General features: G+C 55.5%; 18 protein-coding genes and 1 pseudogene. 18 read left to right on the forward strand and 1 reads right to left on the reverse strand.

All coding sequences use genetic code 11. The features are described 5' to 3' along the window. The first annotated feature begins 81 nt into the window (after positions 1 to 81). The 18 genes and pseudogenes from M8T91_RS13045 to M8T91_RS13130 all read left to right on the forward strand — a co-directional run bounded on the left by M8T91_RS13045 (position 82) and on the right by M8T91_RS13130 (position 22,192). Positions 82 to 1,548 carry a leucyl aminopeptidase gene (locus tag M8T91_RS13045; RefSeq protein ID WP_301414599.1) on the forward strand — a complete coding sequence of 489 codons (1,467 nt, stop codon included), beginning with the start codon at positions 82 to 84 and terminating at the stop codon, positions 1,546 to 1,548. A gap of 111 nt (positions 1,549 to 1,659) precedes the next feature. Continuing rightward, positions 1,660 to 2,091 (forward strand): DNA polymerase III subunit chi, encoded by a 432-nt coding sequence (locus M8T91_RS13050; protein ID WP_301414600.1) that lies wholly within the window; start codon positions 1,660 to 1,662, stop codon positions 2,089 to 2,091. Between the two features lie 15 nt (positions 2,092 to 2,106). Beyond that, complete coding sequence (locus tag M8T91_RS13055) at positions 2,107 to 2,970, forward strand: hypothetical protein (protein ID WP_301414601.1); 864 nt, start codon at positions 2,107 to 2,109, stop codon at positions 2,968 to 2,970. Positions 2,971 to 3,113: 143 nt separating this feature from the next. Further along, positions 3,114 to 5,888, forward strand: a complete 2,775-nt coding sequence (locus M8T91_RS13060) for a valine--tRNA ligase (RefSeq protein WP_301414602.1) — start codon at positions 3,114 to 3,116, stop codon at positions 5,886 to 5,888. A 559-nt stretch (positions 5,889 to 6,447) separates the two neighbouring features. Next, a complete protein-coding gene (gene ndhC / locus M8T91_RS13065; protein WP_301414603.1) occupies positions 6,448 to 6,861 on the forward strand; it encodes an NADH-quinone oxidoreductase subunit A in 414 nt (137 codons plus the stop codon). A gap of 19 nt (positions 6,862 to 6,880) precedes the next feature. Next, positions 6,881 to 7,528 (forward strand): NuoB/complex I 20 kDa subunit family protein, encoded by a 648-nt coding sequence (locus M8T91_RS13070; RefSeq protein ID WP_301414605.1) that lies wholly within the window; start codon positions 6,881 to 6,883, stop codon positions 7,526 to 7,528. 47 nt (positions 7,529 to 7,575) lie between these two features. After that, positions 7,576 to 9,381, forward strand: coding sequence for an NADH-quinone oxidoreductase subunit C/D (gene nuoC / locus M8T91_RS13075; RefSeq protein WP_301414606.1), 1,806 nt, complete (start codon positions 7,576 to 7,578; stop codon positions 9,379 to 9,381). 146 nt (positions 9,382 to 9,527) lie between these two features. Continuing rightward, positions 9,528 to 10,094 carry an NADH-quinone oxidoreductase subunit NuoE gene (nuoE, locus tag M8T91_RS13080; protein WP_301414607.1) on the forward strand — a complete coding sequence of 189 codons (567 nt, stop codon included), beginning with the start codon at positions 9,528 to 9,530 and terminating at the stop codon, positions 10,092 to 10,094. Then, positions 10,072 to 11,346 carry an NADH-quinone oxidoreductase subunit NuoF gene (gene nuoF / locus M8T91_RS13085; protein WP_301414608.1) on the forward strand — a complete coding sequence of 425 codons (1,275 nt, stop codon included), beginning with the start codon at positions 10,072 to 10,074 and terminating at the stop codon, positions 11,344 to 11,346. The genes nuoE and nuoF overlap by 23 nt, the downstream gene beginning before the upstream one ends. A 42-nt stretch (positions 11,347 to 11,388) precedes the next feature. Beyond that, a complete protein-coding gene (nuoG, locus tag M8T91_RS13090; RefSeq protein WP_301414609.1) occupies positions 11,389 to 14,235 on the forward strand; it encodes an NADH-quinone oxidoreductase subunit NuoG in 2,847 nt (948 codons plus the stop codon). Between the two features lie 7 nt (positions 14,236 to 14,242). Continuing rightward, positions 14,243 to 15,199 (forward strand): NADH-quinone oxidoreductase subunit NuoH, encoded by a 957-nt coding sequence (nuoH, locus tag M8T91_RS13095; RefSeq protein ID WP_301414610.1) that lies wholly within the window; start codon positions 14,243 to 14,245, stop codon positions 15,197 to 15,199. A gap of 40 nt (positions 15,200 to 15,239) precedes the next feature. Beyond that, positions 15,240 to 15,758, forward strand: a complete 519-nt coding sequence (nuoI, locus tag M8T91_RS13100) for an NADH-quinone oxidoreductase subunit NuoI (RefSeq protein WP_301414611.1) — start codon at positions 15,240 to 15,242, stop codon at positions 15,756 to 15,758. A gap of 137 nt (positions 15,759 to 15,895) precedes the next feature. Next, positions 15,896 to 16,282 (forward strand): annotated as a pseudogene (gene nuoJ, locus M8T91_RS13105) (NADH-quinone oxidoreductase subunit J); the annotation flags it as partial. A gap of 76 nt (positions 16,283 to 16,358) precedes the next feature. Then, positions 16,359 to 16,676, forward strand: coding sequence for an NADH-quinone oxidoreductase subunit NuoK (nuoK, locus tag M8T91_RS13110; protein ID WP_301414615.1), 318 nt, complete (start codon positions 16,359 to 16,361; stop codon positions 16,674 to 16,676). A gap of 1 nt (position 16,677) precedes the next feature. Then, a complete protein-coding gene (nuoL, locus tag M8T91_RS13115) occupies positions 16,678 to 18,516 on the forward strand; it encodes an NADH-quinone oxidoreductase subunit L (RefSeq protein WP_301414616.1) in 1,839 nt (612 codons plus the stop codon). Further along, positions 18,513 to 20,111, forward strand: coding sequence for a complex I subunit 4 family protein (locus M8T91_RS13120; protein ID WP_301414617.1), 1,599 nt, complete (start codon positions 18,513 to 18,515; stop codon positions 20,109 to 20,111). Before nuoL ends, M8T91_RS13120 begins: the two co-directional genes overlap by 4 nt. Continuing rightward, complete coding sequence (locus tag M8T91_RS13125) at positions 20,108 to 21,649, forward strand: NADH-quinone oxidoreductase subunit N (RefSeq protein WP_301414618.1); 1,542 nt, start codon at positions 20,108 to 20,110, stop codon at positions 21,647 to 21,649. The genes M8T91_RS13120 and M8T91_RS13125 overlap by 4 nt, the downstream gene beginning before the upstream one ends. An 84-nt stretch (positions 21,650 to 21,733) precedes the next feature. Continuing rightward, a complete protein-coding gene (locus M8T91_RS13130) occupies positions 21,734 to 22,192 on the forward strand; it encodes a hypothetical protein (protein ID WP_301414619.1) in 459 nt (152 codons plus the stop codon). 233 nt (positions 22,193 to 22,425) lie between these two features. On the opposite strand, the gene M8T91_RS13135 is transcribed toward M8T91_RS13130, so the two are convergent. Then, entirely contained in the window at positions 22,426 to 24,945 is a 2,520-nt protein-coding gene (locus M8T91_RS13135) for a TonB-dependent receptor plug domain-containing protein (protein ID WP_301414620.1), read from the reverse strand. Between the last annotated feature and the right edge of the window lie 373 nt (positions 24,946 to 25,318).

Here is a 25,318-nt window from a genome sequence, read left to right on the forward strand (position 1 = left end):
CGACGCATTATCACTAAAAATGCCCCCTATGTCTCGGCTCAGGGCCATGCATCCACTGTCAGATTTTAAGGAAAGCGAAACATGCAGTTCTCCGCCAAGGTCTCAGATATCACCAAACACCGCAGTGCCTGTTCCATTATTTCGGCAGATGCCAAAAACGGACTCAGCAGCAGTGGCAAAAGCCTCGACCAGCTCACCGAAGGGATGATCGGCAAAATCCTGAAACGCGGCGACCTGGGCTCCAAACTGGGCAGCACCCAGTTGATCAATCTTTTCGAGGGCCCCAGCGAACGCGTATTGATCGTACGCGCAGGAAAAGCCCCCCTGACCCAGGCAGAATTCCGCAAGTTGGCAATGGCCAGTGCCACTGGAGTAAAACACTGTAAAGATGCCACCAGCTATCTGTGTGAACTGGAGGTTGAGGGCGAAGACAAGGCCTGGCAGGCCCAGCAGATCACGATGGCCGCGGGACTCGCAGGCTACCGCTTTATCCAATGCCGCAGCGATGCCAGACCCTACCCGCTGACAAAATTTACCCTGCACGCCCTGGAGCGCAAACAACTCAAAGCCGTACAGGCCGGTATGAAGCTGGGTGCCGCCCAGGCCCTTGGAAGCAACGTCGCCCGGGAATTGGGCGATCTGCCCGGCAATATCTGCACACCATCCTACCTGGCAGCAAAAGCCCGCAAGCTGGCCAAGAGTCAGGCAAAGCTGACTGCGACTGTACTCGACGAGAAAAAGATGCAATCCCTGGGCATGGGCGCCCTGCTCAGTGTGGCTAAAGGCAGCGAGCAGCCACCGGCGCTGATCGCCATGCATTACAAGGGGAGCAAAGCCAGCGAAAAACCCGTTGTACTCGTGGGCAAGGGCATTACCTTTGACAGTGGCGGCATCAGTATCAAGCCAGGCCTGGCCATGGATGAAATGAAATACGATATGGGTGGCGCCGCCTGTGTATTCGGCGTAATGAACGCCCTGGTCGAACTGCAACCGTCCATCAATGTCGTGGGGCTGGTGGCCGCAGCCGAAAATATGCCCAGTGGGCGCGCCAGCAAGCCCGGCGATATTGTCACCGCCATGTCTGGCAAAACCATTGAGATCCTGAATACCGACGCCGAGGGTCGCCTGGTGCTCTGCGATACCCTCACCTATGCCGGCAAGTACAAACCCCGTGCCGTAATCGACATCGCCACCCTCACCGGGGCCTGTGTCATCGCCCTGGGCCACCATGCCAGCGGCCTCTATGCCAATAACCAAGCCCTTGCTCAGGCACTGCTCAAGGCTGGCGAAACCACCGGTGATCGCGCCTGGCAGATGCCACTGTGGGACGAGTACCAGTCCTCCCTGGATTCCAACTTTGCTGATATTCAGAATATCGGTGGTCGCGAAGCGGGCTCGGTAACCGCTGCCTGCTTCCTGTCGCGCTTTGCCAAGGACTACAACTGGGCACATCTGGATATCGCCGGCAGTGCCTGGAAATCCGGTGCCGCCAAGGGCGCTACCGGCCGCCCGGTTCCCCTATTGGTGGAATATCTGCTGGGAAAATAAATATCCCGGCGCAGAATAGTCTGCCCGCAGCGATCGGTTGCGGCTGGCGAGGCGGCCCGTACGGGACGCCTGTCACAGCAGGGACAACAAAGTAATGCAACGACAACAGTAATGACCCAAATCGATTTTTACATTCTTTCCTCCCAACAGCTCGAGCAGGCGGATATCTTCGCCTGTCGCCTGGCGGAGAAGGCTTACCGCACCGGATTGGGAGTGCTGCTGGCTGTGGATAATCCGGAGCGCGCTGAACAGTTAAACCGATTGCTGTGGACCTTTCGCGAGGATAGCTTTGTGCCCCACGCACTCCAGGGTACGACGCCCCATGGGGTGGTGGAAATCAACAGTGGTGGGGATCCGGGAGTGCATCACGGGCTCATGATCAACCTGTGCAGTGCATTGCCCAACTGGTTTAGCCGTTTCGAACGGCTCGCCGAGATCGTCGTGCAGCAGCCGCAGGCCCTGCAGCGCTCACGCACGCGATTTGGCCTCTTCCGCGAGCGCGGATATCCGTTAAAATCCCACAAGATCAACCAGAACAACTGAATCACCACTACCGCCATGTCCGGCAGAAAGAACAAGCACAAGCACCGCGGACAGCAGCGCAGACAGCCCAGAGAATTACTCGACGAGCTAAGCGCTCTGCATGCCCTGCTCGACCGCGGCGACCCGGATGCCATCCCCCTGCTGAATCAAGTGGCCAACCCCAACAGCCAGGAGACCCCGGCGTTCGCTGCAAAAGCGGAGATTCCGATACTGTCGACAAGCCCCCAGCCAGTCAGTCACTCGGCGCTTCCACAGGCGAATGCCCAAACCGATACATCCCGGGAGGCGCCTTCAGGTGAGGACGTCGACCTGCCCATTCTATTCTCTCCGCTCAAAGAGCAACTGCCCGAAGAGCACAGGATTCAGCTCACGGAATCCGATTTGGCCCTGTTGCGCCCCTTGCAACACTTGCCCAAAAGGGATAGAGAGACCACAACAGCTCGCGCCCTCTCGGCAGAAACACCCACCACTGATACGGTATCCGATCGGAGCGACGAATCTCCCTCCGAACAGGTCCCAGAGACACAACCCCAAGCGCCGGATAACCAAGAAGTACCGGAGAACCCCTTCCTGCCCGCCCATATTCGCGCGCGCCTTACCGGTGGCTGCCCTCCCGCAAACAACCAGGCAGCGCCGGATACCGCTTCCAGGCCCGAAACCACAAGTACAGCAAATTCCGGTACCCGTACCCAGGCTCTGGTGATGGCCCAGGCCGTGGCCGAACGGGAAGCCCCTGCAGACAAGCTGGCGACTTCGGGAAAAAAACGCCAGCGCCAGGCGCTTGTTGAGCAGCTGGTCTCACAGCAACTGCCGGAACTGGAGCGCCAGTTGCGCGCCCAGATCGAAAAGGTGGTCGATGAGCTTGGAATCTGGGACTGATTGCCGCCCAGGGCGAAAGCTGCCTTTTGCCCACCGCACCCCGGCGGTATAATTTCCGCCTTTTATGCGCAGCCACAGCAGCCGGGCAATCCTGGACCAAAATGCTGTGCCCGCAGTCAGTTAACACAAGGCTTCCCACCCCCATGGACAAAACATACCAACCCAACACCATAGAGCAAAAGTGGTACCAGACCTGGGAGGAGAATGGCTACTTCGAACCAAGCGGCGATACAGAGGCCAAGCCCTTCTGCATTATGATCCCGCCACCGAATGTCACCGGCAGTCTGCACATGGGGCACGGCTTCCAGGAATCCATCATGGACGCCCTGATCCGCTATCACCGAATGCAAGGGGACAATACCCTCTGGCAGGTGGGCACCGACCACGCAGGTATCGCCACGCAGATGGTGGTGGAGCGCCAGCTGGCAGCGGAGGGCACCTCGCGCCAGGAACTGGGCCGCGACAAGTTCATCGAGAAAGTGTGGCAGTGGAAGGCGCAATCCGGTGGCACCATTACCCGCCAGTTGCGCCGCCTGGGTGCCAGCCCGGACTGGTCCCGCGAGCGTTTCACCATGGACGACGGTTTCTCCAAAGCGGTACAGGAAGTTTTTATCCAGCTTTATGAGGATGGCCTGATCTACCGCCGCAAGCGCCTGGTGAACTGGGACCCCAAATTTCACACGGCGATTTCCGATCTCGAAGTGCTGAATGAAGAAAAACAGGGCCATCTGTGGCACTTCCGCTATCCGCTCGCCGATGCTTCCGGTCACCTGGTGGTTGCCACTACCCGACCGGAAACCATGCTTGGCGATACCGCGGTAGCTGTACATCCTGAAGATGCGCGCTACCGGCACCTGATCGGCAAGGCCGTCAAACTGCCTCTCACTGACCGCGAGATTCCCATTATCGCCGACGAGTATGTGGACCGGGCATTTGGCACCGGCTGTGTGAAAATCACTCCGGCCCACGACTTCAATGACTACGAAATGGGACAGCGTCACAACCTTCAGATTATCAATATCCTCGACGCAGATGCCAACCTCAATGATGCCGTGCCGGCGCGGTACCGCGGCATGGAACGTTTTGCCGCGCGTTCCCAGATCGTCGATGACCTGGACGATCTCGGCCTGCTGGAAAAGGTCGAGCCCCACACCCTCAAAGTGCCCCACGGCGATCGCTCCGGGGCCGTTATCGAACCCTGGCTCACCGACCAGTGGTATGTGAAAACCCAGCCCCTGGCAGAAGAGGCTATCGCCGCCGTAGAAGACGGCCGGGTAGCATTCGTACCGAAAAACTATGAGAACATGTACTTCTCCTGGATGCGCGATCTTCAGGACTGGTGCATTTCCCGCCAGCTGTGGTGGGGTCACCGCATCCCTGCCTGGTACGACAATGAGGGCCATGTATTTGTCGGCCGCTCCGAGGAGGAAGTGCGCGAAAAGTACGCGCTCGGTGCCGGTGTCTCCCTGCGCCAGGATGACGATGTACTGGATACCTGGTTCTCCTCTGGCCTGTGGACCTTCGGTACTCTGGGCTGGCCCGAAGAGAGCAAAGCACTGCAGGCGTTCCATCCAAGCTCCGTATTGGTCACCGGCTTCGATATTATCTTCTTCTGGGTCGCGCGCATGATGATGCTGACCCTGTATTTCAAAAAGGAAGTCCCCTTCCACACTGTGTATGTGCACGGCCTGGTGCGCGACAGCCACGGCCAGAAAATGTCCAAATCCAAGGGCAATGTGATCGATCCCATCGACCTGATCGATGGTATTGACCTGGAGCGTTTGGTGCAAAAGCGCACCACCGGGCTGATGCGCCCCCAAGACGCAGCCAAAATCGAAAAGCAGACCCGCAAGGATTTTCCACACGGATTTTCCGCCTTCGGCACCGATGCCCTGCGCTATACCTATTACTCGCTGGCCTCTACCGGCCGCGATATCCGGTTCGACGTGGGTCGTATCGAAGGCTTTCGCAATTTCTGCAATAAAATCTGGAACGCTTCCCGCTACGTACTACAGAACTGCGAGGGATACGACTGTGGGCAGGACAACAGCGACAATTTCGACCTGACCATCGCCGACCGCTGGATCATTTCCCAGTTGCAGCGCATTGAAACCACCGTGCGCCAGGCCCTGGACACCTACCGCTTTGATCTCGCCTCCCAGGCGCTCTACGACTTTATCTGGAGCGAGTATTGCAGCTGGTACCTGGAGCTCTCAAAGCCGGTTCTCAAAGACGAAAATGCCTCTAGCACCGTCAAGAAAGGCACGCGCCGCACCCTGATTCGCGTATTGGAGACCCTGTTGCGTCTGGCGCACCCATTGATGCCGTTTATTACCGAGGAAATCTGGCAGCGGGTGAAAACCCTGGCCGGTGCCGCAGGCGACACCATCATGCTGCAGCCTTACCCGAAGGCCGATAACCACAAGATCGACGAGGAGGCCGAAGCCGCCATCGCCTGGCTTAAACAGGTCGTTGAAGCGGTGCGCAATATCCGTGGAGAAATGAACATCTCCCCGGCCAGGAAAATTCCGCTGATTCTGCGCGGTGGTTCCGCCCTGGACAAGGCCCTGCTGGACCGTGCGCACAGCCTGCTTATGCAGCTGGCCAGCCTGGAAGCCATTACCTGGCTCGGCGCCGGTGAACCCGCCCCCGCTTCGGCTACCGCACTGGCAGGGGAGATGGAACTGCTGGTGCCTATGGCTGGCCTGATTGATGTTGAAGCCGAGAGTGCGCGTTTGCAAAAAGAGATCAATAAACTTGGCAAGGATCTCATGCGCACAGAGGGCAAGCTGAACAATCCCAGATTTGTGCACAGAGCGCCGGCAGATGTTGTCGCCAAGGAAAAAGACAAACTGGCGGACATGAAAAGTGCCCGAGAGCGCTTGCAACAACGGCTGGATGATATCGACAGCCTTTGATGCCAAAGCGGAAGTTTCATCCCTTTTCCAGGCAGAACAACCCCAGATCAGTGGCGGGACAGGACTTTCGTCACCGGCTCCGTGGCCTCCATGAAATACAGGTAATTCCCTTTAGTACCAGTGTTAGGGCCGGTTCCACCCCGGCCTGTACACGCTCTTGGGTCGCAATCAAAGCCCGCCGCAGATAATGGACAGGAACGCCTCTCCCCTCTATTTTTTCCTTTCCGTGTGTACCGTTCCCTTCTGAAAAATGCGTGTCGTAGAATATTACAGAATTATAGTAAATAAAAAACTATCTCATAAGAAACAAACGTTCTTTAGTGATACTGGCGCTATCTCCCGCAACGCTTTATAAAACAGAACACAACCGCGCCTGTTTGCAGAATCTGACCGGGAACTCAAAAACTGCGCATGCGTTGAGAAAAAAACAATGTATTCAAGAGACTTTCATTTTCAAATGAAGGTCTCCCCATGAACCCTTTTGAACACAGTATTTTTAGCCGAGGTACCAGTAAGTAATCCGGGGCAGGCCCCGGCATTAAATCGGGGGAGAGCAGCGTTGAACCACCCAGACCAGTTCAACCCGGAGGTATGGCCACTTGTAGTTTATTGCCTTGCAGTATTTGGGTTGATTGCCTTAATGCTCGGCCTTTCCTATTTCCTTGGCCAAAAACGCAGAGATCCCGCCACCGACGAACCCTTCGAATCCGGCATTATCTCCCAGGGCAGCGCGCGACTGCGTATTTCTGTCGCCTACTATCTGGTTGCCATTTTATTTATCGTCTTCGATTTGGAGGCGATCTACCTTTTCAGCTGGTCCATAGCATTTTTCGAAACCGGCCTGCTCGGATTTATCGAGGCCACTGTTTTTATCGTGATACTGCTGGTGGGTCTGATTTACCTCTGGCGTCTCGGCGCATTGGAGTGGGGTGGACGTCAGGAAAGTCTGGTCGACCGCAAAGATCATCGCTAAAAACACACAGGAAAACACTATGCGCTGGCAGCTGAGCAAAGCACAGGATGTGATTGCCGCAGATTCTGCCCCGGCAGAAGATGGCGCGATTGCCGAGGATCTGAAAAAAAATATCCTGCTGGCGAAACTGGAGGAACTGGTCGCCTGGGGCAGGGCCAACTCACTCTGGCCATTCAATTTTGGTCTCTCCTGTTGTTATGTGGAAATGGCCACCGCCTTTACCAGTCGCCATGATATCTCGCGCTTTGGCGCAGAGGTGATACGCGCCACACCACGCCAGGCAGACTTGATTGTAATTTCCGGTACCGTCTTTTTAAAAATGGCACCGGTGCTGCAGCGCCTGTACGAACAGATGATTGAACCGCGCTGGGTGATATCCATGGGTTCCTGTGCCAATTCCGGCGGAATGTATGATATTTACAGTGTGGTACAGGGCGTCGACAAGTTTCTGCCGGTAGACGTCTATGTTCCCGGATGCCCACCCCGCCCCGAGGCGCTGTTACAGGGGCTCACCCTGCTGCAAACCTCCGTTGCCGCCGAGCGCCGCAACTTCAGTTGGGTGGTGGACGAACAGGGCACCAGAAAGGCCCCCAAGCCCAGCCAGCGCGATCTGAACCGTGAAGAGCGCATGCGTGCTACGGTTTTGCGCTCGCCGGAGACAGTCTAAGTGCGCAGTTGCCGTCGAGAAACTGACCTTTGATAACGGAAATTCCGATGAGTGGCGTTATAGCAAAAAGTGTGCACAATAAGACCCCCTATACAAAAGAGGCCAAGGTCTTTGTGCGGGACCTGGCACTGGAGTATCGCTGTCACAATTATTGGCTGCAGCCCGATAGCGCCGATATGCCCACCCTGTGGATAGACGCCCACGCATTGATTCCCCTGCTGCATTTTCTCAAGCAGGAGATGTCCCGCCCCTTTGCCATGCTCTATGACCTCAGCGCCATTGATGAGCGTCTGCGGGTCAATCGGGGAAGGGGAAAGGAGAGGCAGCCGGCCAGTGACTTTACCCTGGTGTACCAACTGCTGTCTTTCACGCGCAATTTATTTATCTGTATTAAGGTCGCCCTGCCAGAATCCAACCTGTCAGTGCCTTCCATTACCGGGGTTTGGAAGAATGCGAACTGGTACGAGCGGGAAGTTTGGGATTTGTTTGGCATCGATTTTACCGGCCACCCCAATCTGCAACGTATTCTGATGCCCACAACCTGGAAAGGACATCCCCTGCGCAAGGACCACCATGCCCGTGCCACCGAAGTGGACCCCTATACCCTTTCCGAGGAAAAGGAGCGCAGGGAGCAGGAGGCCCTGCGGTTTTGCCCGGAGGACTGGGGCATGGCGCGCGCCAGTGAAGACTCGGAATTTATGTTTCTGAATCTGGGACCCAACCACCCCAGCGTGCACGGTGTTTTTCGTGTGGCCCTGCAACTCGATGGTGAACAGATTGTGGATGCCGTACCGGATATCGGCTACCACCACCGCGGTGCAGAGAAAATGGCCGAGCGCCAGGCCTGGCACACCTATGTGCCCTATACGGATCGCATCGACTACCTGGGCGGAGTAATGAACAACCTGCCCTACCTACTCGCGCTGGAACAGCTGGCGGGCATTCAGATACCACCGCGGGCTCAGGTGATCCGCGTGATGCTGTGCGAGCTGTTCCGCATCTCCAGCCACCTGGTCTTCTTCGGCACCTTTGCTCAGGATATCGGACAGATGTCACCGGTCTTTTATATGTTTATCGACCGGGAAAAACTGTTTGGCGTCGTCGAAGCAATTACCGGCGGACGCATGCACCCGGCCTGGTTTCGCATTGGTGGTGTCGCCCAGGACCTGCCCGAGGGCTGGGACAAAATGTTGCGGGAATTTCTCGACTATATGCCCGCGCGCCTGCGCGACTACGACGGCATGGTGGTCAAAAACAAACTGCTGCAAAGGCGTACCCGCGGTATTGGCGTCTACGATACCGACGAAGCGCTGGAGTGGGGGGTGACCGGGCCGGGCCTGCGCGCCACGGGACTGGCGTGGGACCTGCGCAAGAAACGCCCTTACAGCGGTTACGACCAGTACGAGTTCGATATCCCCAGCTACGATGGTGGAGACTGTTTTGATCGCTGCCGGGTGCGGGTCGACGAAATGTGGCAGAGCCTGCGCATTATTCGCCAGTGCCTGGAAAACATGCCCTCAGGTCCTTATAAATCCGATCATCCGCTGACCACCCCTCCGCGCAAGGGACGCACCATGCAGGATATCGAGACACTGATTCAACACTTTGTAAATAACAGCTGGGGCCCGGTAATGCCCGCCGGCGAGGTCTGTTTTCCCATAGAGGCCACCAAGGGTTTGAACAGCTACCAGATTGTCAGTGACGGTGGTACCGTCTCATATCGCACCCGAATCCGCACCCCGTCGTTCCCGCATCTGCAGATGATTCCATTGATGTCACGGGGGCTGCTGATTGCCGACCTGATAGCAATAATTGCCAGCATTGATTTTGTGATGGCGGATGTGGATCGGTAGAAACTTTAGAGAAGTGCGCGGCCCAGGCCGCCATTACAATGGAGGAGACCAGTGCACGGGAGAGAGCTTTATGCCCCAGCCGCAGTGAATTTAAGCGGCACAGCCACTCCACATATGCCTCCCCGAAGTCGGCCGAGGAAGCATATATGTCCAGCTTACTAGAACCGGAAGTGATTGAAGTAATGGAGCACAGCAGCGCGAACCCAGAAAACATGCCCGGCGACCTCACAGCCGAGGAAAAAGCGGAAATCGATCGCGAAGCTTCTCACTACGAGAACAAGTCTGCTGTGGGACTGGAAGCACTCAGAATCGTCCAGAAATATCGCGGCTGGATTTCCGATGACACCCTACAGGCGATCTCCGCCTACCTGGATGTTCCCGCAGCACAACTGGAATCTGTGGCCACCTATTTCCAGCTGATCTTTCGCCAGCCCGTGGGCAGGGAGGTCATCTACCTGTGCAAAAGTGCCAGCTGCTGGATTAAGGGCTGTGACCGCCTGCAACAACACATTTACGAGTGTTTGAAAATCGAGCCTGGGCAAACCTCTGCAGACGGCATCTTCACCCTGCTGGAAGCCCCCTGTCTGGGAGACTGCGACAAGGCCCCGGTGTTAATGCTCGGTGAAGAGATGTTCCGGAATCTCGATGAAGCTGCCATAGAGAATCTGATCAAAAAAAAGAAGAAATACCATGCTGATCAATCCCTTGACTAAAAATGTCACCGATCAGAATGTCGCCGCCGATCTCAAGCGCTACCTGGGCAACGGGGGCTATGAGGGCTGGCGCAAAGCCCACACCATGGCGCCGGACAAGATTATTGACCTGGTTAAAGACGGTGGCCTGCGCGGTCGCGGTGGTGCGGGATTCAATACCGGCCTCAAGTGGAGTTTTGTTCCCCGCGGAGCAGATGCGCCCGAACAGAAGTTTATTGTCTGCAACGCTGACGAAATGGAACCGGGTACCTTCAAAGACCGATTGCTAATGGAGCGCGATCCCCATCTCCTACTTGAGGGTATGGCTATTGCCGCCTACGCCATCGGCGCTTCTATCGGTTACATTTTTATCCGGGGTGAATATCACCTGGCCGCAGAGCGCCTGGAACATGCCATTGAGGAGGCAAAAACGCAGGGTTTTCTCGGTACCGATATCAGCGCCAGCGGCTTCAGCCTGGAAATTTTCGTACATCGCAGCGCCGGGAATTATATCTGTGGCGAGGAAACCGCACTGCTGAACGCACTGGAAGGCCGGCGCGCGATTCCCAGGGCAAAGCCGCCCTTCCCCCAGGTCAGTGGGCTTTGGGGGAAGCCCACCGTAGTCAACAACGTAGAGACATTTTGCAATATTCCCCACCTGGTGGAATTCGGGGTTGAATGGTACCGGGGGCTCGGGCGCGGAGAAGATGCCGGCAGCAAGCTGTTTGGTGTGAGCGGCAATGTCAAGAATCCGGGTACCTGGGAGTTACCCATGGGTACGCCTATCCGGGAAATCATCGAACAGCATGCCGGCGGCATGCACGACGGTCTGCGGCTGAAGGGCCTTCTGCCGGGCGGCGGTTCCACGGATTTTCTCGGTCCCGAGCACCTGGACCTGCGGATGGATTACGACGTGATCGGCAGGGCAGGCAGCCGTATGGGTACCGGCACCATTATTGTGCTCGACAACCAGACCTGCCCGGTGGGACTGGTGCTGAACCTCTGCCAGTTTTTCGCCCGTGAATCCTGTGGCTGGTGCACCCCCTGCCGCGACGGGCTGCCCTGGATTGTAAAAATATTGCAGCGTATCGAAGCGGGCGAAGGGCGTTCCGAGGACCTCGATCTGCTGCGCGAACAGTGCCAACGCATAGGCCCCGGTAATACTTTCTGTGCCCTCGCGCCCGGAGCCGCGGAACCATTACAAAGTGCCCTGGTACGTTTTGAACAGGATTTCTTCAACCATATAAAACAACACCGCTGCCCCTACCGGTAGCGTTGACCAAAACCCGGGTGATACAACAATAACGGACTGACAATGCCAACCATTACGATTGACGGCGAGAAATATCAGGTCGATGGAGAACAGAACCTGCTCAGCACCTGTCTGTCTCTGGGTCTCAATATTCCCTATTTTTGCTGGCATCCTGCAATGGGCTCCGTCGGTGCCTGCCGACAGTGCGCGATGATCGAATACAAGGACAAAGAGGATCAGGGTGGCCGCCTGATCATGAGCTGTATGACCCCCATCCGCGACGGCGCCATTTACAGTATCGGCGCCGACGCCGCAGAAACGTTTCGCGGTAGCATTATCGAAAACCTGATGATCAACCACCCGCACGACTGCCCCGTCTGTGAAGAGGGCGGCGAGTGCCATCTGCAGGACATGACAGAAATGTCCGGGCACACGATGCGACGTTACCGCGGCACCAAGCGCACCCATCGCAACCAGTATCTGGGGCCCTTTATTAACCACGAAATGAACCGTTGTATTACCTGCTATCGCTGTGTGCGGTTCTACGAAGACTATGCCGGCGGGACAGATCTTCAGGCACTTGGCAGGAATCATCAGGTGTATTTCGGGCGCAGGGAAGAGGGGCGGCTGGAAAATGGCTTCAGTGGGAATCTGGTAGAAGTCTGCCCCACCGGGGTCTTTACCGATAAAACCTTCAGTGCGCACTTTGTGCGCAAATGGGACCTGCAGACCGCACCCTCGATTTGCGAACACTGCGCAGTGGGCTGTAATACCGCTCCGGGTGCACGGGAACCCGGCAACGGACACGAGCCGATTCTGCGCAGGGTGATCAACCTCTATCACCGGGATATCAATGGCTATTTCCTCTGCGATCGCGGTCGCTTCGGCTATGAATACATCAACAGCGCGACACGCATTGAGAAAGTGTTCCGAGCCCGGCACGAAGCGGTTATCAGTTCCACGGCAGAAAATGACCATCAGCTGCACAGGGAAGTCGCCCCACAAAAAGCGCTCCTGCATTTGGCACAACGTATATCGCAAGCTCAAGGCAACAGGAGACACATCCTCGGTATCGGCTCGCCGCGCAGCTCCCTGGAAAATAATTTCGCCCTGCGGCAGCTGGTGGGTCGGGAAAATTTCTTCTCCGGTCTCAATCAAAGAGATCAGGCGCTGCTTCATCTGGTCAATAGTATCCAGAGTGACAACCGGGTCCTGTGCCCGAGCACTCCGGAGATTGAGGCCGCCGACGCAGTGTTAATTGTTGCTGAAGATATCTATAACACGGCACCGCGCATCTCCCTGGCAATACGACAAGCTGCCCGCAATCGCCAAAAACAACAGGCACAGTCGCTCAAAATTCCCCTCTGGCAGGATGCTTCTGTCCGACAGCTGGAAGGGGACCACAGCCCGATTATTTTTGCCGGAACAGAGCTCACGGATCTAGAGGACATAGCCTCCACAGCTCTGTTTATGTCAGCGGAAAAAGTCGTACAGTTTGCCCGGGCCCTCCCCCCCCTGCTTTCCAACCCGGAAAACATACCGGCCGGGCTGGAACCACACCAGCGGGAAATCGCTGTACACACCGCAGAAATACTCCGCAAAGCCAAAAATCCACTGATTGTCTCGGGAACCTCCAGCAGGAACACTGAGATATTGCGTGCCACAGCGCAAATCGCCACTACCCTGAGCGAACAAAAAGCAGCGCCCGTTATGCTGTACCTGGCCTGTGATGAAGCCAACAGTCTGGGGCTCACCCAGTTTTTTAGCGGGGAAAGCGGTTATCTTGAGCAACTGTTGCAAACACTCAGGGAAGAGGGTCGGAATGAAGTGCCCACTACCCTGATTGTATTGGAGAATGACCTCTACAGACGCCTGGATAGAAAATCCCTTGCAGACTTGTTTGAGCACATTGATGAAGTCGTAGTCCTGGACACGCTGTTCCACTCCACGTCCAAGCGCGCAGACTGGATTTTTCCCGCAGCCGCTACGGCGGAATCCCAGGGGACATTTGTCAACAGCAACGGGCTGGCCCAGCGCTTTTACGCAATTTATGAAGGCAAAGGCTTTATACAGGAAAGCTGGCGCTGGCTGGTAGATGCGGCGGCATTCTGTACGGAAAAATCCGAGACACTGTCGCAAATCGCCTGTTGGAAGCACAGTACCGACCTCAGTGAAGCCATCGCCAGGGAGTTCAGCGCCTTAGAAGTCCTCAGTGTGCTGGGGCCGGATGAAAACTACCGTATCGATGGGCTGAAAGTCGCCCGCCAGGGTGTCCGTTACAGTGGCCGCACAGCTGTGCATGCACAAGAACATGTCTCGGAAGGGCCTCCCCTCCAGGACCCGGATGCTCCCATGAGTTTCAGCATGGAGGGCATACACAATCCTGACAGAACACTGCTCCAGGCCAATATCTGGTCCCCGGGCTGGAATTCCAATCAAGCCATCAATAAATTTCAGGAGGAGATCGGCGGTGAACGCAAGGGGGGACCTTCCGGCCTGGCCATCAAACGGCCGGAACACCCGATGCCCGAATGGATTGCGCCTGCAATGGGAACAGCAACACGGGAATTACCGGACATCCCCAACCCCATACAAATGCAGCCGGTCTACCGGTTGTTTGGCTCCGGGGAACTCAGCAACCAGTCGATGTGTATTTCCGAAGCGATTGAATCGCCCTTTGTACTCATTAATCTGGCAGCGGCAAAAATACCCGGTATCCACGACGGGCAACCGATCGAACTGGTGACCAGCTGCGGCACCTATCGAGCTGAGGCGCGCTCAGCACCCGCAATGCCGGCGGGCAGCGTGGGCGTACCTTTTGGGTTTCCGGGCCTCGAAACCCTGACCCCCATACTACCCGCATACGCTTCCCTGCGCCCGGCGGCAACATCCACCGGCATTGAGGACTGAAAGACCGATGAGCACACCACTCTGGATCACATTGCTGAATATCTTCGGTGTCCTGATCGTCACAGTACTGCTGGCGGCCATACTTACCTGGGGGGAACGGCGCCTGCTGGGATTCTGGCAAGACAGACCCGGCCCCAATCGGGTAGGCCCCTCCGGTACCCTGCAGGTCGTCGCCGATATGATCAAACTCTTTTTCAAAGAGGACTTCATCCCACGCTTTGCAGATATTCCGGTGTTTGTACTGGCACCCACCGTGGTGATGGCCACCATGCTGATCGCCTTTGCGGTCGTACCCATGTCCCCCAGTATCGGCGTGACAGATCTCAATATTGGTTTACTGTTTGTGCTCGCCATGAGTTCCATTGCCGTGTACAGCATTATTCTCGGTGGCTATGCCTCCAATAACAAATACGCCCTGCTCGGCGGCTTGCGCGCCGCCGCCCAGACAGTCTCCTATGAAGTGTTTATGGGACTGAGCCTGATGGGTGTCGTGATGCTGTCCGGCAGCTTCAACCTGCGGGACATTGTCGACGCCCAGGCGGACTACTGGTTTATCCTGCCCCAGTTCCTTGGGTTTATTGTATTTTTTATCGCCGGAATCGCAGAGAGCCGGCGCACGCCGTTCGATCTTCCCGAGGCGGAACACGAGCTTACCGCCGGATTTCACACCGAGTATTCCGGCATGAAATTCGGCATGTTTTTTGTGGGTGAATATCTCGCCGTCATCCTGATCTCAGCACTGATCACCACGCTGTTTCTGGGCGGCTGGCACGGGCCCTGGTTGCCTCCCATTGTCTGGTTTTGCCTGAAGACCGCGTTTTTGGTGGCCCTGTTTATCTTACTGCGCGCTTCCCTGCCTCGCCCCCGCTACGATCAGCTCATGAAGTTCGGCTGGAAAGTCATGCTGCCCTTGTCACTGGTTAATCTGCTCGTTACCGCAGGGATACTATTATGGATCGCCTAGGCACCAGCCAACCCCAGGAAAAACCGGCGGGAGGAACAAGATGATCGCGAGCCAAGTACGCAGCCTGTGGCTGGTATTCAAGCACCTGTTTCGGCGCAATGTCACAGTACAATATCCAGACCAAAAGCCCTATCTGGCCCCACGCTATCGCGGGCGGATCATTTTAACCCGGGACCCCGACGGGGATGAACGCTGCGTGGCCTGCAACCTCTGCGCCGTGGCCTGCCCACCGGACTGTATCTCCCTACAAAAAACTGAAGACCCGGACGGGCGCTGGCGGCCGGCCTATTTTCGTATCAATTTTTCGCGCTGCATCATGTGCGGCCTGTGTGAAGACGCCTGTCCCACCTATGCAATCCAGTTGACACCGGATTTCGAGATGTGTGAATACGACCGGCAAAATATGGTGTACGAAAAAGAAGACCTGTTGATCAACGGCCCGGGGAAATATCACGATTACAGTTTTTATCAGGTAGCGGGCAAGGCAATCAGCGGTAAAGAGAAAGGCGAGGCACAAAATGAAGCCGAGCCAGTGGACATAAAGGGCCTCAATTTATAATACGGCATCAAACCCTGGAAAAAATAACGATTTTCATTTTGGGGTGAAAAATACCAGCTGATGCTCATTACAGAGGGAGGGTTTTCGTGAATTACCTATTCTATCTCACCGCGGCAGTAGCGGTACTTTCTACCGCGATGGTGATTTTTCACCGCAACGCCGTACACGCACTTTTGTATCTGGTCACTTCCCTGCTGGCCGTGGCTGTTATTTTTTACCAGTATGGCGCCCCCCTGGCTGCGGCTTTGGAAGTCATTATCTATGCCGGTGCCATCATGGTGCTGATCATATTTGTCATCATGATGCTCAACCAGGGAGATTCCACCGTGGCCCAGGAACGGGCCTGGCTGCAGCCCAATACCTGGATTGGACCGGCCCTGCTATCCGCGCTATTGCTGATTCAGCTGATTTTATTAATCAGCAGCGCTCCGTTCTCTGCAGATCAGACTTTCCACTATATAGGCCCCAAGCAAGTGGGGATCGCCCTCTTCAGTCACTATGTCCTCGCCGTGGAGCTGGCTTCAATGCTGCTGCTGGCAGGACTGGTCGGTGCCTTTCACCTGGCCCGGCATCGAAAACCAGAAACAGGGAGAACCGGCAATGCCAATTGAGACGGCACCTGGACTGGAGGCTGGAGTCCTTTTGGCCTCGATACTCTTTTGCCTGGGCTTGGCCGGGCTGATGATGCGGCGCAATGTCATTTTTATGCTGATGTGTGTCGAGATCTGTACCAATGCTGCGGCCCTGATGTTCGTCGTTGCCGGTGCCCACTGGGGCAATGCCGATGGCCAGGTGATGTTCATTTTTGTAGTGACACTGGCGGCAGCAGAAGTCGCCATAGCCCTCGCTCTGGTACTGCAGTTCTACCACCGCAAACACACCGTCGATATCGATCAACTGAACGACCTGAGAGGGTAATATGCAGGGGCTTTTGGCCTGGGTGCCACTTCTACCGCTGATTGGCTTTCTGATACTGGTAGGTATCCCGTTGTTTTATCGCCGCGAACCTCCGGAGAGCGTGATCGCGCTGATCGGGGTGGGCAGTGTCGGCATTGCGGCAATATGCACTGCAGTTGCAACAGCCGCTGTTTTTTGGCAAACCCCCTCCGCTGTGGTTAATATTGCCCTCTGGCAGTGGATGCAGCTGGGGGATCTTCAACTCGGCATCAACTTCCATGTAGACTGGCTGGCTCTGGTAATGATGATGATCGTTACCGGCGTGGGTTTTCTGATTCATCTCTACTCTGCCGGGTACATGCGCAAGGATCCGGATTTCCGCCGTTATTTTGCCTACTTGAACCTGTTCATCTTTGCCATGCTGATTCTGGTGATGGCCGATAATCTGGTACTGCTTTACCTGGGCTGGGAAGGCGTAGGACTTTGCAGCTATCTGCTGATCGGCTTCTGGTACAAAGACCCTGTCAACGGCACCGCCGCGTGCAAAGCTTTTATTGTCACCCGTATCGGCGATACCGCCATGGCCATTGGCCTGTTTCTGCTGTTTTATGAGTTCTCGACCCTCAATATCCCGCAGCTGATCACAGCAGCGGACGACCCTGGTGCAAATCGGGAAATGATTACGATTGCCACTCTGCTGCTTCTCGGCGGCGCAGTGGGCAAATCGGCACAGCTGCCACTGCAGACCTGGCTGCCCGATGCCATGGCCGGCCCAACCCCGGTGAGTGCTTTGATCCATGCGGCCACCATGGTCACTGCAGGTGTCTATCTGATAGCCCGTATGCACCCACTGTATATACTCTCAGAAACGGCGATGACCGCAGTGGCCACTGTCGGCGCTCTCACGCTGCTTCTTGCCGGCTTCAGCGCCATTGCCCAGAGTGATATCAAACGGGTGCTGGCCTACTCTACCATCAGCCAGATTGGTTACATGTTTCTAGCCCTGGGTGTGGGCGCCTGGTCCGGGGCCATATTCCACCTGATGACCCACGCCTTTTTCAAGGCTCTGCTTTTCCTCTCCGCCGGATCGGTTATTCTGAGCCTGCACCACGAGCAGAATATTTTCTCCATGGGTGGCCTTTACAGGAAAATTCCCTTTACGTGTCTCTGCTTTACCATTGGCTGCGCCTGCCTGGCAGCCCTGCCCTTGACTTCCGGATTTTACAGTAAGGACCAAATATTGCTGCGCGCCTGGGAGTTTCGCGAGGGGTTTAACAGCCTTTGGTTCGCGGGGGTCCTCGGCGCCCTGATAACTGGTATCTACACTTTTCGCGTACTCTTTCTGGTATTTGCCGGCACTGAGGGGACCGCCTCTGTACAGTGTAAAGATGCCAACACGCCGGTAATGACAATACCTTTGGCCATTCTTGCAACACTCGCGCTGCTGGGTGGACTCTTGACACCGCCTCTCCAGGCAGTATTCGGCACTATCGTAGAGAAGCATCCCGCGGCATGGGTCGAAGGTGTGGCCATTGCCATGCCGCTGATTGGCCTGGTCGTAGCCTGGCAGCTCTTCCGGCGCGAAAAAAAGACCGGCGAGCAGCGCTCCCGGGTTACGAAATTCTGGTTCAGCGGCTGGGGTTTCGACTGGCTCTACGACCACCTGCTGGTAAGGCCATTTAACACGCTCTCGCGCCTGAATCACAACGATATTATCGACGCGCTGTACAAAGGTACTGCCGCGTTCAGTCGGCAGTTGAATATGCTACTGAGCGCCTCACAAAACGGCCAGGTGCGCTGGTACCTGGCAACCTTTGCTGCGGGATCGATTCTATTTCTGGCACTTTTGGTGGCCCTATGACACTAATGGCAATCATTATCCTGTTGTTCGCTGGCGGCATACTGGCCTGGCTTTCAGAGCGTTATCTACAGCGGGGCGGGCACTGGATTGCCCTTCTCAGTCTGCTGCTGGCCAGTCTGCTACTCGCCAGTTACTGGCCCTCTCCAGATGCGGCGCAAGTAGCCGGGAATGGCCCCTGGTGGGATAGTGTGCAGATCAACTGGATTCCCAGATTTGGAATCAGCTTTCACCTGGCGATTGATGGTTTGGGTTTCCTGATGCTGGCTCTGACTATGGCGATGGGGATTTTCGGGCTGGTCATGACCTGGAACGATATACGTTTTCGCCGCGGCTTTTTCTATTTTAATTATCTGTGGACCCTCGCCGGTGTGGTCGGTGTATTCACGGCAATGGACCTCTTCCTGTTTTTTTTCTTTTGGGAAATAATGCTGATTCCCATGCTATTTCTCATCGCAGTCTGGGGTTATGAACAGCGCCTCTACGCCGCCATCAAGTTCTTTATTTTTACCCAGGCCAGCAGTCTGCTGATGCTTATCGCCATCGTGGCACTGGCTTACCTCCACTACCGTAATTCCGGGCAACTGACCTTCAATTACAATGACCTGCTCGGCGCCCAACTGGCACCCGCGACCGCCTACTGGTTGATGCTGGGCTTTTTCGTGGCATTTATCGTCAAGTTACCTGCGCTTCCGTTCCACCCCTGGCTGCCCGATGCCCACACCCAGGCGCCAACGGCCGGCAGTATCCTGCTGGCGGCCATTCTGCTGAAAACCGGTGCCTATGGCCTTTTGCGGTTTAACCTGTCTCTGTTTCCGGAGAGCTCTGTGGCATTTGCGCCGGTGGCGATGACCATTGGTGCCGTTAGTGTGATCTACGGCGCTATGCTCGCCTTTGCACAACGTGATATGAAACGGCTGGTGGCCTATTCCAGTGTCAGCCATATGGGGTTTGTTCTGCTCGGGCTCTATGCGCTGAATACGATTGCCATACAGGGGGCCGTGATGCAAATGATCGCCCACGGACTCAGCACCGCTGCCCTGTTTGCCCTGGTGGGTGCCATGCAACACCGGTTACATACCCGCGATATGACGCAGTTGGGCGGAGTCTGGTCTATTTTGCCCAAACTGTCCGCTATCGCGCTGTTCTTCGCAGTCGCCTCCCTGGGCCTCCCCGGACTGGGGAATTTTATCGCCGAATTCACGGTGTTGGTGGGCAGTTTTCGCAGCAATCACTGGATTACCGCCCTTGCCGCCACAGGTCTGGTTGGTGCCGCCCTGTACGCGCTCATCATGATGCAGAGAGTGTTTTTTGGCGGACTGCACCAGCGACTCCACAAACTTTCTCAACAGACACTTACAGCGGATCTGAATTTGCGGGAATCCTGTGCCCTGCTCTCTCTCGCTGCGTTGCTGGTGCTGATGGGCCTGCGCCCACAACCGGTGTTCGATATCGCCAGCCCCACCGTTGCCCGTTCCCTGTCACACATTGAAACTGCCAGGGCACAGTATGCCGAAGACCGGGGTATCGACACCCGCTTTATTTCCCAGGAACAGACTTGGGCAAAGCCACATCCAATAGAGGGTGAATCTCCATGAGCGCGCAGGAACTTTTCGCAATACTGCCACTACTGATACTGAGTGCGGGCATTGTCATTCTCCTACTGCAGGTTTCCTTTTGGCGCGGGCACGAGGGTGCACTGGCAACGACTTTAATCACCTTGCTGTCCGCAATTGGTTCCTGTTTCTGGGTAGGCGCTACACTCTCTGGCGGAGCCAGTTCTGTCCAGGCTACCGGGTTACTGCTGGTAGACCACACCACTCTGTTTTTCTGTCTATTGCTGTTACTGACGGCAGTGGCTGTCAGTATCATGGGCTATAGCTACCTGCGCCTGCGCTGCAATCCGAAGGCAAACCCTGTCAGTTATCCCGAAGAGTTCTACGTACTCCTGTTACTGGCGATGCTGGGCGCAACCACACTCGTTTGCGCCAGCCATTTCGCCACCTTCTTTCTGGGACTCGAACTGATCAGCCTGGCACTGTACCCCATGCTGGGCTTCGCGGTCACCGGTGATATATCTCCCGGCAGGGAGCAGGCACAGTCTCTGGAATCCGCGATCAAGTACCTGCTGTTATCCGCTATTTCCACAGCGCTCGGCCTGTTTGGTATTGCCCTGGTCTACAGTGCGAGCGGCGCGCTGGATTTCAGCGGTATTGCCGCTCTTATGCCGGAGCTCGCACAGACATCCGCCCTGTTTGCCACAGGCATTACCCTGCTTTTAATCTCGGTCGCTTTTAAACTATCGCTGGTGCCATTTCATATCTGGACGCCCGATGTCTACCAGGGTGCTCCGACACCGACAACCGCCCTTATCGCCACTGTGAGCAAAGGTGCAGTGATCGGATTCCTGCTGCGCTTCTTTACCACTCTGGACCTCTACGGAAGTCCCGTATTGATTAACCTGCTTTCCATCATGGCCATCGCGAGCATGCTGGTCGGCAACCTCTTGGCGCTGATGCAGACCAATATCAAGCGCCTCCTGGCCTACTCCTCTATCGCACATATCGGCTATCTGGTGGTGGCATTTATCATCGGCAAGAGCACCTTCGGAACCGAAGCCGTTATCTATTATCTGGTGGCCTATATCATCACCACACTGGGGGCTTTTGCCGTAATTGGCCTGGTGGCGGATTCTGTCGAAGACAGGATTCTCAAAGGGGAGTATCCGGAAAATCCACCGTCCGATGACTTCAACCCCTACCAGAGGGATTTTTACCAGGGGCTGCTGTGGCGCTCACCCTGGCTCGCCAGCTGCCTCGCAGCCATGTTACTGTCCCTGGCAGGCATCCCTCTGACCATCGGCTTTATCGGCAAATTCTATATCTTTACCGCTGGTGTGGAGGGACAGATGTGGGTACTTCTGGCAGGAGTTGTGATCGGCAGTGCCCTGGGGCTTTTCTACTACCTGAGACTGCTGTTAACCATGGTACAGCGCGATCCCACGCTCTCCGCGGACTCCAGCGGCAGCGTACAAATCGCAGTATCCGGCCAGTGGTTACTGGTCATACTAACCGCAGCCCTGCTGCTGTTTGGCGTATTCCCACAACTCTTGATCAACTGGATAAATGCACTATAACGATACATAAGGGTATGGCTGCAAAAGCACACGACCTGTTTTTCCTGCCCAATAAAAAGCCACCAGCGAGCAAAGGGCAAGCTTATGAAAACCTTCAAGCAGGCATTCGAGATTATAAAAGACGCAGAAAAGTTCCATCTGGATATGGCGGGACTCTACGAGGATCTGCTGAATAAATCAGAGGACTACCGAACGGGGCTTCTATTGAAACATATGCTGGAACACGAACAGCGTATGGCGAGAAACCTCTCCAACTATGGCACAGTAGCGCAGCAAAAAGTCATGCAGACCTGGCTGCAATACACCCATGAAGAGAGTGCACAGGACTTTATTCGCCATCTGCCCTTGAGCGATCCCCCCACCATCAGGGAAATCAACAATATGGGGCGGGAAGTGGACCGCTATTTCTCCGGTCTCTACGAAGCCGTCTACGGTGCGATAGAATCCATGGAAGTGAAGGAAGTCTTTGAGGATCTAAAGCAAATACAGGACAAGGAACGCATCACACTCTCCATGGCCACCAACTCCCTATGGGATATGTAAGCTGCCGAAAACGCGGCATAAAAAATTGTCGCCACCAGCCCGGAGCCGGTGTGATTTCTTGAAAGAGTTGTATTTCCGCCCGTTTGCACGGACTGTATTAAAGGTGGCAATCAAACGGGTATCCCCCGTCCGCTTTGATTGCCAGTATTACCATAGCCAGCCCTTTGCCCCGGCAACCTGGCGGACCCAGGCTGGGTCCGCCAGAGCAGTTTACCAGGGGCTGGTATCTGGCCTTAGAAATCCCATTGTGCGCGCACGTAATAGAGTGCGCCGTTAAAGCCCATGGGAGCGGTTTCCGGATACTCGGCACCGGCTACACCCGCCCAGGGATTTTTGTCGGGATAATTGTTCAACAGATTCTCGGCACCGGCAATCAAAGACAGGGACTCCGAGAGATCATAGGCCGCCTCAACATCCAGCGTCCACTCATCTCCAGCATCAATGGGCAGGCTGTAATCATCCAGGTGTGCCTCCCAATAGCTACCGTAGTAATTCAGGCGGACCAGGCCCCGCCAGCCGTCTCCAGCATGGGTAAGGGTTGCATTGCCCCGAAGGTTTGGCAGACCGTCTTCCAACTGCCTGAGGCGCATGGCATCCATGGTTTCCGGACGGAAATCCGTCACCTCGGTATCCGTCCAGTTCACAGCGAAACCCAAATCGGTGGCATCTCCCAGCGGATAAGTGGCCACCAGATCGATACCACGGGTTTTGGTATCAAAATCATTGGTATAAAAACGGAAAAATGACAGAGAGTCGGCACCGCTAATGCCATCGGCCACCAATTGCGCACGCTCTTCGTCACTGAGTTCCTGATTGGCGGACTGTGTAATGCGATCAGTAACCGCAATCTGGAAAAAATCGAGGGTCACGTCCCAATCACCTGCTGAAACGATCGCTCCCAGGGCGATACTCAAAGACTCCTCCGGCTGAAGCTGCCTGCCTCCTTTGAGCACTGCGATCGGATTTGTCGGAGGAATAGTGCCGCGATTTGCCAGCTTGCCATCCGTAAACGCCGTCGTGACATTGGTGATATTGGACTGGCCGGGGGTCGGCGCACGGAAACCGGTACTGATGGTAGAGCGCAGTGCCAGCACATCACTGACAACATAGTGCCCTGACAATTTGATATTGGAAGTATCACCAAAATCGGAGAAATCCTCCCAGCGCAGGGCGGCGCCGAGACGCAGGTTATCGCTGGCCTGCAACTCGAAGTCGGAGTACAGTGCGATATTGTCCCGGTCGAAGGTACCGACCACTTCCGGCCCGAAGCCGGAGAAACCGTTGGAGCCGATCAGGAAATCCTGCTCGGTCAAAGGACCGACTGCCCAGGAGGCCTCATCCCCCATCCTCACTTTAAACTCTTCCTCGCGCCACTCCAAACCAGCGGCCATGTAGAGTGTTCTCGCGGCAATTTCCGTGGCCTTGGTCAAATCGATATTCAAATTGGTTTCGTTTTGAACGTAGCCACCGGGGCTGAATGCAGTGGGAGAATCCGGCCCCAATGTCGCATTCACGGTGTTATAGATATTAAAATCTACCTGGTTATGCCCCCTGCTGGCACTGACATCGTAGCCGATACCATTCGCAAGTTCTCCGCGCACGCCAAATACCAGGGCGTAATCCTCCAGATCTCCGCCAAAACGGGGGGTAAAGCCACCGGGGAACATTTCGGTAAAGGAGAAGCACTCATCACTATCGTGCGCCTCTGCAACAGTGAAGCCCTCGCAATCGTCGATGCCATTACTCGCATCAAGATCCCCTATTAAAGGTACGAGTATTTCTTCTGGAACCCCATCCCCATCTTCATCTCGCAGAACCTTGGTAGCAAAAACCCCTTCGCGCGTTTCAGGGTTACGGAAATAAAAACCCCCATCGGTAGAGCGGCTGGCATAGTTGCCAAAGGCATAAAGCTCAACGGCATCGTTCAGTTCAATGGCACTGTTGACAAAGAACTTGGTATCATCATCCACTTCCGGCTGGCCCCAGATTTGGGCCGGACTGGCAACAAAACTATTACCATTCTCAATCAGCTGCGCTGCGTCATCGCGCTGCACACTGCGACTGGTGGCATCCTGCTCGCGATATTCCATACTGACATTCACAAAGCCGGCGCTGGTCAATGGCAAACCAATATTCGCAGCTATCATGTTCTGATCGCCATCCCCATCAGCAGTAGTTGCGTGCTTCAGTTCTAAAGCACCACCTTCGGCCGCATCCTTCAATTGGAAGTTGATCACTCCGGCAATCGCATCGGAGCCGTACTGGGCGGCGGCGCCATCGCGCAATACCTCAACCTGCTTCAGGGCAATAGCGGGGATAGCGGAGATATCCGGTCCCTGAGCGCCATCGGAGACACCGCTGCCAAGGAAGGAAATGACAGCGGCGCGGTGGCGGCGCTTTCCGTTCACCAGTACCAGGGTACTGTCCGGCGGCAAACCGCGCAGGTTGGCCGGGCGCACAATGGAAGCCGCATCCGAAATGGGCTTTGTATTGACATTGTAAGAGGGCACAATATTGCGCAGCAGGTTGTTGAGATCCCCATCCCCTTGATTGACAAACGCCTCACCGGTTACGATATCAATGGGCGCGGCGGAATCCGTGGCGGAGCGCCCTTCCACACGGGTACCGATGGTAATGACTTCCTCGAGAAGGGTTTCCTGTGCAACAGCGGGGCTTGACAATGCGGCAATGGCTATTGCCAGCAGTGATGGCGCGCCACAGATGGTTAGCCAGCGCCTATTATTTTCTTTCATATAACTACCCTGTTAGTTCTCTATATTGTCTTACACGCCAGTCAAACTCCCTGGCCATGCTCCAACCCACGCGGCGTACATGTTAGTGCCGTGTGAAGAGATTCCACTTTAACGGATCATTACACTGGCAGCCAGAACACTTTAATAACAAATTACTAAAAACTGTTCTTTCTAAAATCATCTTGCCATAAGGAAATTTCTGCAAAATAAAAAATTTTTGCCTAACTTTTGAGCCTCCCAAATTACCTTTCACAGTTATCTATCAATATCCCGATCATTGCTGCAAAAAAAGTTATCCAAGCGGGTACAACACCGGCAATGGGCACTATCGACTACTGACTGGCGTGTACCCTGTAACTTAAACTATCCCCGT

Origin of the sequence: Microbulbifer sp. MI-G (assembly GCF_030440425.1) — a bacterium.
Lineage (GTDB): Bacteria > Pseudomonadota > Gammaproteobacteria > Pseudomonadales > Cellvibrionaceae > Microbulbifer > Microbulbifer spongiae.